This window comes from Nakamurella sp. A5-74 (assembly GCF_040438885.1).
In the GTDB taxonomy this organism is placed as follows: Bacteria; Actinomycetota; Actinomycetes; order Mycobacteriales; family Nakamurellaceae; genus Nakamurella.
In genome coordinates this window covers 4,492,062-4,506,755 of record NZ_CP159218.1, presented here as the reverse complement: position 1 = coordinate 4,506,755, position 14,694 = coordinate 4,492,062, and the positions used below count along the sequence as shown (strand labels likewise).

General features: G+C 68.7%; 13 protein-coding genes and 1 pseudogene. 3 read left to right on the top strand and 11 right to left on the bottom strand.

Going from position 1 to position 14,694, the window contains the following annotated elements; translation table 11 throughout:
* Positions 1-27: 27 nt before the first annotated feature.
* Together ABLG96_RS20730 and ABLG96_RS20725 are read right to left on the bottom strand one after the other, a co-directional pair.
* Positions 28-1,302, bottom strand: coding sequence for a glycosyltransferase (locus tag ABLG96_RS20730; RefSeq protein ID WP_353649196.1), 1,275 nt, complete (start codon positions 1,300-1,302; stop codon positions 28-30).
* Positions 1,299-2,393, bottom strand: coding sequence for a hypothetical protein (locus ABLG96_RS20725; RefSeq protein ID WP_353649195.1), 1,095 nt, complete (start codon positions 2,391-2,393; stop codon positions 1,299-1,301). The genes ABLG96_RS20730 and ABLG96_RS20725 overlap by 4 nt, the downstream gene beginning before the upstream one ends.
* Positions 2,394-2,490: 97 nt before the next feature.
* Here ABLG96_RS20725 and ABLG96_RS20720 point away from each other — a divergent pair, with 97 nt between their 5' ends.
* From ABLG96_RS20720 to ABLG96_RS20710, 3 genes and pseudogenes are all read left to right on the top strand, one after another.
* Positions 2,491-3,591, top strand: a complete 1,101-nt coding sequence (locus tag ABLG96_RS20720) for a hypothetical protein (RefSeq protein ID WP_353649194.1) — start codon at positions 2,491-2,493, stop codon at positions 3,589-3,591.
* Between the two features lie 143 nt (positions 3,592-3,734).
* On the top strand, positions 3,735-5,018 hold the full coding sequence (locus ABLG96_RS20715; RefSeq protein WP_353651610.1) for an MFS transporter: 1,284 nt from the start codon (positions 3,735-3,737) through the stop codon (positions 5,016-5,018).
* 60 nt (positions 5,019-5,078) lie between these two features.
* Positions 5,079-5,273: pseudogene (locus ABLG96_RS20710) on the top strand (cation transporter); the annotation flags it as partial.
* A gap of 27 nt (positions 5,274-5,300) precedes the next feature.
* Here the strand turns inward: ABLG96_RS20710 and ABLG96_RS20705 are convergent.
* The 9 genes from ABLG96_RS20705 to ABLG96_RS20665 form a co-directional block, all read right to left on the bottom strand.
* Positions 5,301-5,903 (bottom strand): recombinase family protein, encoded by a 603-nt coding sequence (locus ABLG96_RS20705; RefSeq protein WP_353649193.1) that lies wholly within the window; start codon positions 5,901-5,903, stop codon positions 5,301-5,303.
* 289 nt (positions 5,904-6,192) lie between these two features.
* Positions 6,193-7,395, bottom strand: coding sequence for an acyl-CoA thioesterase/bile acid-CoA:amino acid N-acyltransferase family protein (locus ABLG96_RS20700; RefSeq protein ID WP_353649192.1), 1,203 nt, complete (start codon positions 7,393-7,395; stop codon positions 6,193-6,195).
* 274 nt (positions 7,396-7,669) lie between these two features.
* Positions 7,670-8,173: a 2'-5' RNA ligase family protein gene (locus ABLG96_RS20695; RefSeq protein ID WP_353649191.1), complete on the bottom strand. Its 504-nt coding sequence runs from the start codon at positions 8,171-8,173 to the stop codon at positions 7,670-7,672.
* A gap of 626 nt (positions 8,174-8,799) precedes the next feature.
* The gene (locus tag ABLG96_RS20690) at positions 8,800-9,495 is read right to left on the bottom strand and encodes an N-acetylmannosamine-6-phosphate 2-epimerase (RefSeq protein WP_353649190.1); all 696 of its coding nucleotides are present in this window, start codon (positions 9,493-9,495) and stop codon (positions 8,800-8,802) included.
* Positions 9,492-10,448, bottom strand: a complete 957-nt coding sequence (locus ABLG96_RS20685) for an ROK family protein (RefSeq protein WP_353649189.1) — start codon at positions 10,446-10,448, stop codon at positions 9,492-9,494. The genes ABLG96_RS20690 and ABLG96_RS20685 overlap by 4 nt, the downstream gene beginning before the upstream one ends.
* Entirely contained in the window at positions 10,445-11,407 is a 963-nt protein-coding gene (locus tag ABLG96_RS20680; protein WP_353649188.1) for a dihydrodipicolinate synthase family protein, read from the bottom strand. Before ABLG96_RS20680 ends, ABLG96_RS20685 begins: the two co-directional genes overlap by 4 nt.
* Entirely contained in the window at positions 11,404-12,504 is a 1,101-nt protein-coding gene (locus ABLG96_RS20675) for a Gfo/Idh/MocA family oxidoreductase (protein ID WP_353649187.1), read from the bottom strand. The genes ABLG96_RS20680 and ABLG96_RS20675 overlap by 4 nt, the downstream gene beginning before the upstream one ends.
* On the bottom strand, positions 12,501-13,517 hold the full coding sequence (locus tag ABLG96_RS20670) for a Gfo/Idh/MocA family oxidoreductase (RefSeq protein WP_353649186.1): 1,017 nt from the start codon (positions 13,515-13,517) through the stop codon (positions 12,501-12,503). Before ABLG96_RS20670 ends, ABLG96_RS20675 begins: the two co-directional genes overlap by 4 nt.
* Positions 13,514-14,584, bottom strand: a complete 1,071-nt coding sequence (locus ABLG96_RS20665; protein ID WP_353649185.1) for a Gfo/Idh/MocA family oxidoreductase — start codon at positions 14,582-14,584, stop codon at positions 13,514-13,516. The genes ABLG96_RS20670 and ABLG96_RS20665 overlap by 4 nt, the downstream gene beginning before the upstream one ends.
* Positions 14,585-14,694 lie beyond the last annotated feature (110 nt).

Sequence of the window (14,694 nt, the reverse complement as noted above, 5' to 3'; positions counted from 1 at the left end):
GAGCTCGGTGGCCGGACCGGCTCCCACTCACCACCCCGCCCACCAGCGCTCCAGGGAGACGTCCGCGTCGATCAGCCGGTACTCGACGGACCCCCGGCTGGTTAGGCTCTCATCGCGGGCAACGGAGCGGGCATGGCGGAGTTCCATGACGTCGGGAATGCTCAGATCCCCTGTGGCACAGGCGGTCTGCAAGGTGGTCGTCAGCTGGAGAGGCGCCCGGACTTCCGCCAGGTAGCGCGTGCGAGCGGCGATGTGCGGAGGCACCTCGCCGGCGTGCACCCGGGGGTCGTCGGCCAGCAGTGGAGGCAATCCCTGTCGGCCTTCGACATCGGGGAACCACACGGCTGCGTCCGAACCCTCCAGCAGCCCGGCCGCCGCGGCGATGACGGCGGCGTCGGCTGCGGTGCCGGTCACCGGCCCGAGATATCGCACGGCGATCTGCGGGATCTCGTGCCACAGCGCGGATCCTCGGGTGGACGGCAGCGGGACGAGGCGGGCGAGCCGGATCGTCTCCAGGTTCTTCGCGAGCGGGTCTGCCGGGCGGCCGCCGGCGTCCGGCCCGTCGTGCCACGCGACCGCTCCCGGTGCGTACCGGCGGTCGACCCCAGCCACCCACGAGCGCCAGGCCAGATCCCAGTCCTCGCCGCCGTACCCGACAAAGTTCTCGTCGAAGCCGCCGATGGCGGTGAACGACCGGCGGTCGATGGCGAGCACCGCCGAGATCACCAGGCGGAAATCGTCGTCGCCGGAGTGCAGCAGGTCGTCGGTCCTCGCATAGCCGTCCGCCAACCAGGCGGGCTCCGGCAGGGGTGTGACCCCGGCCGCCGCCAGATCGGCGCCGGCTAGCAGGGTCAGCACCGTGTCGGGCGTGAGACCGGCGAGGTCGATGTGGCGCCGCCGGGCGACGACCATCCCCCCGTGTCCTCGGTCGGTGTCGCGGAGCGCTTGCACCATGCGTACCAGGTAGTCGCCGGTGGGCAGGGTGTCGCCGTCCAGGAAGACCAACAGCTCCCCGGTCGCGGCGGCGGCACCGAGATTGCGCGCAGCTGCCGCCCGGAATCCGAGATCCGGCTGCCCGACCACCCTGCAGCGGAAGCCGAGTTCGTCCGGGATCACCGGTGACGCCGGTGAACCGTCGTCGGCCACGATCACCTCGAAGCGGACGCCGCCGACCTGCTGATCCAGGGCCCGCAGCAGCAGGTCCACAGTCGCCGGGTCGTCGTAGTACGGCACCACGACCGAGACCTCCGGTGGATCGTGCGGCGCGAGCGTCGGGGCATCCCACGGCGGGCGCCCGCTCACCGGAGCGCCCGGAGCGCCGCCGACCGGAGCGCCGCCGACCGGAGCGTCGCCGACCGGAGCGCTGCCGACCGGATCGCCGACGACTGGGCGGCAGCGGCCGCAGCACAACCCGCCCGCTCGAATCCGCTGGGCCGCAAGGCATCACACCAGGTCGTCGCGGGTCTCAGCAGTGCCGCGGCGATCGCCGACGACAGATCGTCCGTCAGGACGAGGCTTCCCGGCAGCAGCTCCGCGACCTCCCGGGTGTACGGGTTGTCGAGCGTCACCGGACGGCGGCCGCAGCCGATCCACCGATGCAGCGAGCCGGAGGCCGAGACGTGGCTCGGTGCGACCACGGGCACGGTGACGGCCGAGATCCGACGGTCCAGCTCCTCGTCGTCCAGGTAGCCGGTGATCTCGAGGGCGCGGCCGCCCGCCCGGTGCCGCAGGTCGTCCACGAGCCAGTCGTGTCCCGCGGACGGGCCCCCCAGAGCCACCAGACCGACTTCGTCCCGGCCCAGCTGATCGAGCACGGCCAGCACCTCCGCGTGACCCTTGCCCGGATACAGGTACCCGAGGATGCCGACGGTGGGTGCCGTCCGGACGGCCGCAGCCGCGGCTGATCGCCGCGCGGCAGGGCGTCCGGGCACCGGCAACGGCACCACGACTGTCCGCACCGCCGGCGCGATGGCGGCCAGCAGCGCCCGTTCGTGACGGCTGGACACCTGGACCGAGATCGCGGCTACGGCGATCCGGTGGTAGGCCGCTGCGCGGCGCGCGAACCGTTCGGGACCGTCGGAGGGTTGCGGCAGGTCGTGCAGGGTGACGCTGATCGGATGCACGGCGGCCAGGCCCTCGACCAGCGCCGCGGCGTCCGCCGGGGTCGCACCCAGCAGCCGATCGGTGACGTGCAGGTGGACGGGGGTTCCGGACGGCAGCGCCTCCTGGGACAGCGCCTGCAGCACGGCCCCGAGGGTGGGCGGTGCCGGACGATCGAGATGGCAGATCGGCTCGCCCGCCGCGGCGGCGAGTTCGAGAGCGTGCCGGGTGACGCCGTGCTCGGGTGGTCCGAACACCAGGTGCAGCGCCGCGGGCGCGGTCGGTGCGGTCATCCGGGTACCCGTTTCCGTGGACGCTGTCGGGGAACCGGTCGGTGGGGCGCTGTGTCCCGGCCGGCGATGGTGTCCCTGACGACAAGTGGGTGGTCTGGTGGTCGACCGGTTCCCCGAGCCGACGGCGATGACGCAACCTCGGCTCCGGGTGCTGCACGTCCCTGGCGAGCACGCCTACGTCCGCCATCTGGAGCCGGTCGCCGAGCGCGCTGCGCTCTTCAGCACCCTGCCCGATCCCACTCCGCCGGTCGTCCCGGGGAGCTGGCATCCGAGCGTGGTGCTGGATCCCGCCTGGCAGCAGGCACACGCGGGGACCTTCGACGTGGTCCACCTGCACTTCGGGTACGAACATCTGAGCCCGGCGGAGGTCACTGCCTGGTCAGCAGCGGTGCACACTGCGGGCGCGCTGCTCGTCGTCACCGTCCACGACATCGACAACCCGCACCTGACGGACCAGACCCGCCACCACGACAACCTGCGGGCGGCGCTCGACGCCGCTGATCGCATCGTCACCCTGACCTCGGCGGCCGCGTCCGTGCTGCGGCAGCGGTGGGGAGTCGAGGCCGTCGTCATCCAGCACCCGCACCTGCTTCCGCTCGAGCTGGTCGGGACCAGGGCCGCACCGCGCTCGCTCGACGCGCCGCAGATCGGCGTTTCGCTGGGCGCCCTCCGGGCGAACATCGACACCGCGGCAGTACTCGACTTCCTGGACGGGTGGCCGGGACCGACGCCGACCGTAAGGGTCTCGCAGCAGCTCTTCGACGGCCGAGGCCGTGACGACGGGGAGCGGAAGGCAGCGGGGGCGAGGCTGCTGTCAGGCGCACAGGAGGGCCGCTGGCGGTTGGATGTCGTCGCACCCGGGGTTCCTGACGAGCAGCTCTGGCGGTGGTTGTCGTCGCTGGATGCGCTGCTGCTGCCGTACCGCTGGGGGACCCACTCGGGTTGGGTCGAGGCCTGCGCGGACGTCGGTACCGCCGTCATCGCGCCCCAGCTGGGCTGCTGGGCGGACCAGCGCCCGGTGCTGACGGTGCCGCGGTGGGCCGAAGCGGGGGCGGTGGACGCCGCGGCAGTCCTGCATCGGTTGGGCGATCCGACCGATGGCGCGGGCGGTGGCCAGCGCCCGCTGGCCAGAACGGTCAGGGAGGCGGAACGCTCGGAGGTCCATCGTCTGCACGACGCCGTATACCGATCATCCTGATGTGCGTGCTCATCCGGTGAATGATGAGCGGCTGGATGGGGTGCACCACTTTCGGACCGCAGGCGGACCCCTCCTGACCGGTACCGTGACGAACCACGCCACTGGCTCCAGGTTGGTTACCGTGCAGCATCCCGAGGGTGGGTATGTCAGCGATGAGAAGTGCCGGGGTTCCGACCGGGAACGAACCTGGGCTGCGGCCGTGGCATTTCGTGTTGTCCTTCGGCCTGGTCAGTCTGCTGGCCGACATGGTGTACGAGGGTGCTCGCAGCATCATCGGTCCGTATCTGGCGACCCTGGGAGCATCGGCCACCATCGTCGGCGTGGTCGCCGGCGCCGGCGAGTTCATCGGCTACGGCCTGCGGGTGATCTCCGGGTACCTGGTGGCCCGCAGTCGGCACTACTGGGCGTGGACCATCACCGGATATGCGCTCACCGTGCTCAGCGTCCCGCTGATCGGCGTCACCCATCTGCTGGCCCCGGCCCTGGTGCTCTACGCCACCGAAAGGCTGGGCAAGGCCGTCAGATCGCCGGCCAAGGACACGCTGCTCTCGCACGCCTCCACCCGGACCGGCCGCGGAACCGCGTTCGGTGTGCACCAGGCGATGGATCAATTCGGCGCCGTCGTCGGACCGCTGCTGCTGGCAGCAGTGTTGTCCTGGCGCCAGGGTGACTATCGGCTCGCCTTCGGCGTGCTCATCGTCCCGGGTGTGCTGGTGCTGGTGCTGCTGCTGTGGTTGCGGCGCCGCGTACCGGACCCCGCCGCCTACGAACAATCGGCCAACCCTGCACCGACCTCGACCTCGACCTCGACCTCGACCTCGGCCGGCACAGACACCGCGGACCCGGCGAAGTATCAACGACCGGTACTTCCTGCGCTGGTGTGGCGCTACATCGCCGCCGTTGCGGTGTTGTCCTGCGGCATCGCCTCCTTTCCCCTGCTGGCCTTTCACGCCCAGACCAGGGGGCTACTCACCGAGGCGGCGATCCCGGTGCTGTTCGCGCTGGCCATGCTGGTCGATGGGATCAGCGGCCTGGTGGTGGGACGGATCTACGACCGGAACGGACCGCGGGTGTTGCTGCTGGTCCCCGTCGCAGCATCGTTTGCTGCTGTCGCCTTCACCAACACCCCGGCGCTGGTCTGGGTCGGGGTGGCCATCTGGGGCATCGTCAACGGCATCCTGGACTCCACCATCAAAGTTGTCGTCACCCAACTCGTTCCGTCGAACGCCCGCGCGGCTGCCTTCGGTTGGCTGGCTCTGGTCCGCGGGCTGGGCCTGCTCGTCGCCGGCGGCGTCCTGGGCCTGGTGTACGACCACAGCATCACCGCCGTCATCTGGCTGATCATCGCCGCCAACACCGTCGCCCTCCTCGTCTTGTGGACGGTGCTCCGACGGCTGACCGCACCTGCCGACACCCCGATCGCCTGATCCCGGGCTCCACGCGGCGAGGGGCACCCGATCATCAGGGGTAGGCGGGTGTGCGCCACCGGGCTGCTGCTGAACTCGCTGTTGGGCTGGTCCTGGGCTGATCCGATCGTCGCTCTCGTCATCTCTGCTGTGGCGGTCAGAGAGGGCCGCGACGCGTGGAAGGGCGATTCCTGCTGTTCGCCCATGGCTGCAATTCCCGTTGCGGTGGTGGAAACCTCGGGCTGCGACGGGTCGTGCGAGTGCTGCGCACAGTGACGCGCGCCTGACTGGTTGTACGGCACCTCAGGACGACGCTGCGGCCTCCAATTCGGTGGGTGCCGCGTCGAGGTAGCGGCAAATGGTGGGTCGGGCGACGCCGAACTCGGTGGCGATCTGGGCGACGGTGGAGCGGTGCCGGCCCTTCTCGACCATCTCCTCGTACATCTGCCGGGCCACCCGGGCCTGGCGGGTGCCGAGCTTGGGTTTCTGGCCGCCGGTGCGGCCGCGAGCCCGGGCGGCGGCGAGGCCGTCGTGGGTGCGTTCGGGCATGAGGGCGTGTTCGTATTCGGCGATGGAGCCGAGGATGTGGAAGGACATTCGGCCGACGGCGGTGGAGGTGTCGATGCCTTGATCGAGGACGACCAGGTCGACCGCGCGGGTGTTCAGGTCGTGGGACAGGTCGATGAGGTGTTCGAGGGATCGGCCGAGCCGGTCGAGCTTGGTGATGACGAGCTGGTCGCCCTGGCGGCCGGCGACGGCGAGGGCTTGCTCGAGCTGGGGTCGGCGGGCGAGTTTGCCGGAGGCGTGGTCGATGAAGATCTGGTCGCAGCCGGCGGCGGTGAGGGCGTCGTGTTGCGCTTCGGGGTGTTGGTCGCGGGTGGAGACCCTGCCGTAGCCGATGCGCAAGCCCGGACTGTAACGCAAACCCCCAAGCGCGTGACATAGGTGTCTACACGGGTTGCTTTACAAACTCGACCTGCTGCGACGGGTGGCGGGCCAGGTTGTAACGCGAACGATCGTTCGCGGACAGGCGAGCATGAGCGGTGTCGTCCACCGCGGTCTGAACCGTCCACCCCGACGGTCAACCGATGTGGGGGCGGACCCATCGGGTCTGCCCCTAGATCAGTTGACCGAGGGGGAAGCGGTTCTGGAGTTGAGGTGTCCGAGGCAACTGGGGAGTTCGGAATCGCTGGCGTCAGGACGACAGGAATGCCAGGATCTTCGGCCAGGCGTCGGCTCGTGCGGCTTGGTCCGCCTGGTAGCTACCGCCGGTGAGGAGGTTCTGCCCGTCGGCGGTGGTGGCGCTCGTAGCAGTGGACGGTATGTACGGCGCCGCGAACCCGACGAGGTGGCCTGCGTCCGGGTAGTTCAGGAGCTGTGCCGGGGTGCGATCGTGCTCCGTCAGGCGTGCGTTGATCGTCGTGCTGTTGGGGCAGGAGGACCACACCTCGTCATGCCCGCCGCAGATGAGCAGGATCGGGCCGGTGATGTTCTCGACCGGGATGGTGGCCGGGCTCGTCGATGACTGTTTCAGGGAGTCGGCGGCGGGGGCGGTCGGAACGGGCTGTTCGCTGAGCGTCCAGGCGGGGGCTGATCGGTCCGGTAGCCCGGGGGTTGCTTCGGCGCCCGGCACGGAGGCGATCACTGCGTGGACCTGGTCGGGGAAGTGGGCTGCGGTGAGGAGCGCGGCCTCGCTGCCGCGGGAGTCTCCCCAGAGCACGATGCGATGTGGGTCGACCCCGGGCTGCGCTGCGAGCTTGGTGATCGCGGACCGGAAGTATTCCAGTGGTATGCGCTCGAGGTTCGTGGGGAGTCCTGGTTCGTGGAAGTACGCCAGTGAGAGCGCCGGGTAGCCGCGGGATGCCAACGCGGCGGCCACGATCGATGAGCCGGCGTTGCCGCCCTCGGAGCCACCGATGACCAGGACCGCGGTCCGCGATGTCGTGGCAGACCGCTTGGGCTGGAACATGTCTGCGTAGAGGCCGCCGGATGCCGGCCGTAGCTGCGTCCGGGTGACGCCGGCACCGCTGGGCAGCAGTCTGGTGAGCGTGGTCGTCGCGACGGTGCGACCGTCCACCTGGACGCTCTCGGTCATCACCAACGGGGTCGGTCCGATGAAGCTTGCTCCGAGACGGCCGGGCGTCAGCGTCTCTGTCAGGCCCATCGGGTCGGCGGCACGGTAGTCGCCCGCGGACGGTACTTGGCGGGTGTTGAAGCCTCCGTGTTCGTCGGCGATGAACTCCGCCTGGGATGTCCAGTCGGTGCCGTCCGCAGCGGCGGTGTCCAGACGAAGTGTTGCCTGTTCGCCGGGTCTGAGACCGCTGACGGTGCTGATGAAGGGCACGTCGTACATCCCCGTCGATGGGGTGGCTTGAAGCCGGACCGTGTTGGGCTGCACGTCCGTGTTGGTGACCGTTCCGGTCGTTGTGATCGTGCTACTTGCGGGTGTCGGTGACGGCTGTCCGGAGGCAGCACCGCCGTCGCAGCTGGTGACGAGGGATATCAGCACCACCGTCGCAACGATCCAGTGCGCCGTCCTACCCAGTGGTCGGGATCGTCGGCTCTGCCCCCGCACGCTCATCCCTGGATCTTGGCACGGTGGTCAGTGCGAACGCACGTGCCTGTCCTCACCTGCGGCAATGGACTCGGTAGAAGCACTCTCGCTCGCGCGGTCACTGCAGCAGGATCCGGTGGCCGGTGTCGCCGTCCTCGATGCCGCCGCGAACCAGGTGTCCGCTAAGAGGGAGCGACGTCAGGGTGGCACTGACGGCGCGGCTTACTTGGTCGGAGTCCAGGCCCATGGCGATGGTGATGTGCGGCGTCCACTCGTCGGGTGCGAAATACGGCCACGGTTCGACGAGATACGGCGCGGCGGCGGCCTGGACGCGGCGGTGCTCTTCGAGCAGTGCGGTTGTCGGGCGGATGCCCAGGTGGACGATCCCGCCAGGGAAGACACCGATGGTGACGGCGTCGATCTGGATCGGCTCGCGGGGGACCGCGCCGCACGCTCTGGCTACCGCGTCGCCGTTGAACGAGTCGGCCACCACGAACGAGAGGTGGGGGATCTGCACTGTTCCGACGAGGGACGGGCAGCCAGCGTCGGCCACCGCGCGCCAGATCGCGGTTACGGCCCGCGACAGTTCGATGTCGGGCCACGCCACGACGCCGACGGTCATCGCGGTTTCTGCGAGACCGGGCTGTAGTGGCCATCGAGGGTGACGGTCATGGTGCGACCCTGCCAGATTGCGTCAGCCAATCATCACCCGGACGGGCGGGGCCGGTTCGGGCCTCGCTGATCGCGGCAGGCGGAGTGTGGCCATGGATGACTACGCCTGTTCCCCATCCCCGCGCGTAGGGGCGCTTCGGAGACCTCCGGCCCATACCGAGACAGTCCCGACCCGGCCATCCCGAGAACGGGAGTGACAGGAGAGAAAGTGTCGCGGAAGTCGTGTCCGCTTTACGTTGTAACGCAACCTCAGATTTGGCGCGTACACGGGAAGCTTTACAACTTGGCGCTGATGTAAAGGTAACGATCGGTTGCTTTCCACACGCGGGACAAGACCCTGCTGCGAACCTTGGACACAAGGGGTGGGGTCGCGATGATGATCAGCGGCATCTGAATGACAGTCCCGGTGGGGTCCTTCTGTCTGAGCGAGGTGACGAGAATCCTTGACGCGAAGGGCGCCGACGTCATTAGTCGCGCAAGCTGCCGGTGTGCCTGGTGGCCGATCAGGTGACGGGCAGAGGCAGGTTGTACAGGCCGAAGAGCGTTCCGGTCAGGACCTGGGGGCCTTTCCGTCACCTACCGGTGATTGGGAAGAGCGTTGACGAACCAACTGGTGATGGTGCTCGGGTGGGTAATCGCTGTACCGACGACCACGCTGTGAGCACCGAGCTGGAGCGCATTAGCTGCCTGTTCAGGGGTGTGAATGCGTCCTTCTGCTACTACCGGGGTGCCGGTGGAGTTCTTTATGGCGGAAAGCAGCTCGAGGTCAGGCCCGTCGGTCTTGTTGCTGTAGGGGGTGTATCCGGCCAATGTGGTTCCAATGACATCGACGCCGGCGTCGACAGCGTTAAGTGCTTCCTCCAGCGTCGAGATGTCCGCCATGACCATCGCGGAGGTGTCGGCGTGCAGACGTGTGACGACCTCGGTTAGGGAAAGTCCGTCGGGTCGAGGCCGTGTGGTCCCGTCGATCGCGACGATGTCAGCACCGGTCTGCGTGACTGCGAGAGCCAACTCAAGGGTTGGGGTGATGAAGACGCCGCGGTTGCCTGACTTGACCAGGCCGATGATGGGGTTGTCGGTGATCTTGCGGATGGCGTTCAGGTCTGAGAGACCTTGTGCCCGGATGCCTGCGGCTCCACCCATCAGACAAGCTCTTGCCACTCTGGTCATGGTGTCGGAGTGGCGCATGGGTTCCCCGGGGTATGCCTGACACGAGACCACGAGCCTGCCCTTGAGCATCTCGAGTTTGGCAGCATTGGTCAGGTAGTTCATGCTTCCTTCCAGATGAGGCTGGCGGCGCCTAGGATCGCAGCATCAGTGCCGAGACGTGCTGCTACGACAGGGGTGTCGCGCAGGATCGGGATCGCCTCCGTCCTGATCCCGGTGCGGACGGCGTCCCACCAGAGCTCCCCGAGCTGGGCGACGCCGCCGCCGATGACGACGAGGTCGGGATCCAGCACGTTGAGCAGACCACCGATCGCCTGTCCGAGTGCTGCGCCGCCTTCCCGAATCACTGAGATCGCGATCGGATCACCGGCGTCGGCTGCCGCCGCAACCTGTGGGAGTCCGCCCACGGCAGTCCCGCTGAGCGCTGTGTAGTGGGCGACCATGGCCGGTCCGGCGGCGACCGCTTCCAGATGGCCGGTTACACCGCAGGTGCAGACCCGAGTGCCGGCCAGGGGTGTTGGCAGATGCCCGATCTCGCCGGCTGCGTGCCGGGATCCGGAGACCAGTCGACGGTCGTGGACGATCGCTGCTCCCACCCCGGTTCCGACGGCGATGTACACCAGGTTCCTGGCCTCGCGGGCAGCTCCCGCTCGAAGTTCTCCCAACGCATGGGTGTCGACATCGTTGTCGACGGCCACCCGCACACCGGTGCGAGATGCGAGCTCCGATCGCAGGTCTATGCCCGCCCACCCGGGGAACGTGTCGGTGGAGGAGATGACAGTGCCGCGATCGGTGTCGATCACCCCGGCGCTGCCGACCCCGATGCCGATCAGCTCCACCGGCATCTCCGCGAGCAGGCGCTGGATGAGGGCCGCAGTGGCATCGAGGACAGCGGCCGCACCCGCAGCGCTCGGCGTGAGGATCTGAGCGCGGGCGATGATGCTTCCGTCGGCCAGGACGATGCCGGCGGCCGTCTTGCTTCCACCGATGTCGACGCCGACCACCGCCGCTGCCGGCGGCGTGCCGGCGCCGCATCGGAGGTCGTCGGGTCGCCTCACAGCAGTCCGACTGCTTCCAGGTGAACTCGCACCTTCTTGCTCTCGCTGTCGTCCAGCGCACGCATGGGGAGGCTGACCTGATTGCTGTCGATGATGCCCAGCAGCATCAGTGCCGTCTTGAAGGCGCCGACCCCGCGGGTCGCCCCGAACGTAGTCGCGGGATCCGCGGCATCGACGATCTTGAACAGCTGCGTGAGCCGATTCTGTTGCGCCGCAGCACCAGTCCAGTCACCGGCGGCCGCCATCGCGTGCAGCCGGACGTAGCCGGCCGGGTCGACATTTGCCAGACCGGGCACGGACCCGTCGGCACCGCCCAGCAGCATCCCGTCGACGACGACCTCGTGCCCGGTGAGCGCCGAGAAGCCGGTGAGCCCGAGATCGGTGAGCGTGAGCACGAGCTTGCGGAAGGCCACGTCATCGCCGCTGGAGTCCTTGACGCCGTCGATTACGCCGTCCCTTGCCAGCTCGACCAGCAGATCGTTGGTCAGCTTGGTGTGTACGCACACCGGGATGTCGTAGGCCAGCACCGGCAGTCCGGTGGCGGCGCGGACCGCTCGAAAGTGGCGATCGATCTCGTGGGCGCCGACCAACGCATAAAAGGGTGCGGTGATGACCACGGCATCTGCGCTGAGCTTCTCTGCAGCGCGGACCCTGTCGATGACGCGGGGTGTGGTGGTCTCGATGCTTCCGGCCAGGACGGGAACCTGTCCGGCAGCGGTGCGCACGACCACGTCGAGTACCTGGTCGCGTTGCCGATCGGTGAGGAACACGGTCTCCCCGGAGCTGCCGAGCGGGAACAGTCCGGAGCAGCCGGCGGTGAGCAGGTGCGCGACGAGCCGCTCCAGGGAGCGGACATCTACCTCGCGGTCGGCGGTCAAAGGCGTCACGACCGGCGGGATGACGCCGGTGTAGCGCGGCGCGATGGGATGGGCGTTCAGTGGCTGGGCGGTGATGGTCACGGACTCTCCTTGAGGACTGGTGTGGCGGTGCGAGCGAGCTGGACTGGTTGGCCGCTGCGGGTGGAGGCGTAAGCAGCCTCGATGACCCGCAGCGATGCGCAGGCCTGCGCGAGGGTGTAGCGAGGTGGCTTCTTGTCGAGCACAGCGTCGACGTGGTCGTTGAGGAACCTGCGCAGGATGGCTGTCGAGCTGGGTCCGTCGACCGGGACCGCACTGATCGATTCGGTCCCTGTTCCGTAGCGGGTCACCTGCGGGTGGTCGTCGTCGGCGACGGCGTGACCGTGGGATCCGAGCAGTCGGATGCTGCAGGACACCGGCCCCGATCCGGGCGCGGCCGGGATCCGGCCCAGGGTGACGGTGGCGGTGACCCCGTTCTGCAGGAGCAGGGAGACGATGGCGGTGTCCTCCACCCCCGCCTCCTTGTGTGCTGCGCTGAAGAGAGTCGCTGCCTCACAGTGGATCTCGACGGTCTCGAGCCCGGTGAGCTCGCGGATGTAGTCAACGGGGTAGAGCAGAAAATTGAGCAGTTCACCGCCACCGGACAACGACGGGTCGACGACGAGTTCCGGTCGTTCGACGGACGTCGCGAAGTGGGCGCCGGAAGCGAACCACTCGACGTCGACGTGCAGCGGCAGACCGAGGTGTCCGGCATCGATCCAGCGCCGAAGACGCTGCACCGCTGGGGAAGCCAGCCGGTTGACGACACTGACCGTGGCGCCGGACGCCGTGGCAGCTGCGGCGATCCGGTCGGCGTCGGCGACGGTTGTCGCGACAGGCTTGTCGATCAGCACATGTCTGCCGGCCTCGAGGGCGCGGATCGCCAGGTCTGCGTGGCGGGTCGGCTCACTGCACACGATCACCAGGTCGGCGGCATCCGCGGCCAGCAGGTCCTGGACGCGGGCAAAAAAGGGGATGCCGAGGGTCGCTGCCGCTGAGGCAGAGTCGTCCTGCATCCAGGAAGGGGTGTCAGGATCCTCGGCGACGCCGACCAGCTGCACGCGGGGATGGTCGGCCAGGATCTGCGCATACGGAACTGCGTGCCGGATCCCGGACAGAAAACCAACGCGGAGCTTCGGTGTCGGGACGATGGTGTTCATGAGGAAATCACTGCTTGATCTGCCATCCCGGTGTCGGTGATCTCCACGGCACGCCCGGTGTCCAGGGAGCGTTGGGCGGCCAGCGCGGTGATCAGGGCGGTGCGGACCTCTACGGCTCGGACCAGTGGGGCGGCGCGCCCGGTGATCACCTCCGCCCAGTGGGTCAATTGGGCTGTCATCGCGTTCTCGACCGAGCTGGGTGCCGGGCGGATCGCGTCGCTGTGCAGCCCGGGGTCATCCTCCGTGCTGTGCGCGAGCGTGCCTTCGGTTCCGGCAACCACGATGCGTCGCAACACATCAGCGTGCTTGCGCAGTGCATAGGAGATCTCCAGCAGCGCCAACGAGTCGTCGTCGAATCGCACCGTGAGGTGGAAGCTGTCGGGAACCTGCATCCCGGCAGCAAAGCTGGGGAAGGAACGCGCAAAGACCCGCACCGGCGCCCTGCCCAGCAGCCAGACAGCCAGATCGAGGCAATGGCTGCCGTTGTGCACCGGGTGGCCGCCGGACTTCTCGCGATCCAACTGCCATCCGCGCCACCCGCCGGGCCAGACGTAACCGGTGTACCAGCTGACGTGGGTCAGTCGGGGACGGCCGATCGAGCCGGCACGGACCGCGGCGGCCAGCGTGGCGACGGCCGGTTGGAAGCGGACGGTTTGGCCGACCATCAGGCTGGTCGCCGCGGTCGCGGCCGTCATGGCGTCGAAGTCCTCCACGTTCAGCGCGGCCGGCTTCTCGACGTGCACATGCTTCCCGGCGCGGCCCGCGGCCACGGCGACCCGTGCGTGATCCGGAGTGGCGTTGACGATGTCGACACCGTGCACCGCCGGATCGGCGAGGACCCGGTCGAGGTCGGTGGTGGGAATGGCGCCGGGGTAGTGCGCAGCCACGGCCGTGGCCCGAGAAAGATCGGACCCGTAGACGTAGCGGACGTCCAGTTCGGGGATCTGCGCGAGCGCGGCCAGATGGTCGCGGGCGATCGCTCCGCTGCCGATCACCGCGACGCCGACGCTCACGTGAGCACCACAGGGACCGCGGCGTCGCTGTCCTCGGCACGCAGTGCTGTCAGCACCGCGGTACCGGGCTGCGCCAGCAAGGCGCTGCTGCCTCGATGGATCGCCGCAGCAACCTCGTCGAGTTCGGCAGCGACGGCCTGCTGCATCCATTCCGGGGTCGTCGCGCCCGCGGCGTTGTAGGCCTGCCGGGCGCGGGAGGCCGCACGCAGCGAGTCGTTTCCGCTCGCTCCATTGAACAGTTCCCACTGCTCTGTCACGGTTCCGTCGACGTACTTGACGACCGTGGACGTGCGGAAGTCGGCGACCAGGGCCGCCTCCCTGCCGGTGACCCGCAGGGACCACTCCGGGTGATGGGCCGAGGTCGACACCTCGTGCACTGCGATGGCGTTGTTCTGGAAGGTCATCGTGGTGCGGTGCACGGTCGGGGCGTGATCCCCCGGTCGGTCGGGGGTGGCGCCGGCGACGCACCTGGTGGCGTCGGGTACACCGAAGATCCAGACGAGCAGGTCGAGTTCGTGGATCTCGTGGAGCAGCTCACCACCGCTGCGGCGTCGATCCAGCTTCCACCAGTCCGCTGTGTCTTCCGGCAGGTGGACCAGACGCGATCGCACGGCACGGCCCTCCAGGAGCTGACCGAGTGCTCCGCTGGTCGCCTCCCGATGGAGCCGTTGCACTCCGGGCAGGCAGCGCAGGATGTGGCCGACCATCAGGAGCCCCTGGCTGGTGTGCGCAGCCGCGAGGACATCCTCGACATCGGTTCGTGTGATGGCCAGCGGCTTCTCGACGAAGACATGTCGCCCGGCCCTGAGCAGCTCGATCGCAGTCGCGGCATGGGTGTGGTTCGGAGTGGCGACCATGACCAGATCGACGTCGTTGCAGGAGATCAGCTCCCGCGGGTTGGCGGTCCTGGCGCCTACCGCAGTGGCCAGCGCCTCCGCGGACTCGGCGTTCAGGTCGCTGACGGCGATCACGTCGAACTGCTGGTGCTGCTGTGCCGCTGTGGCCAGTGCGGTGCCGAAGAACCCGGTGCCCAGGACTGCCACGCGGATCGGTCTGACCTCGGCCATGTGATGCCTTTCCAGTCGGTGCGGTGCGGTGCGGTGCGGTGCGGTGCGGTGCGGTGCTGTGCGGAGCGGAGCTGTGCGGTGCTGTGCGTCGGTTGGGGCGAAGGACTGGC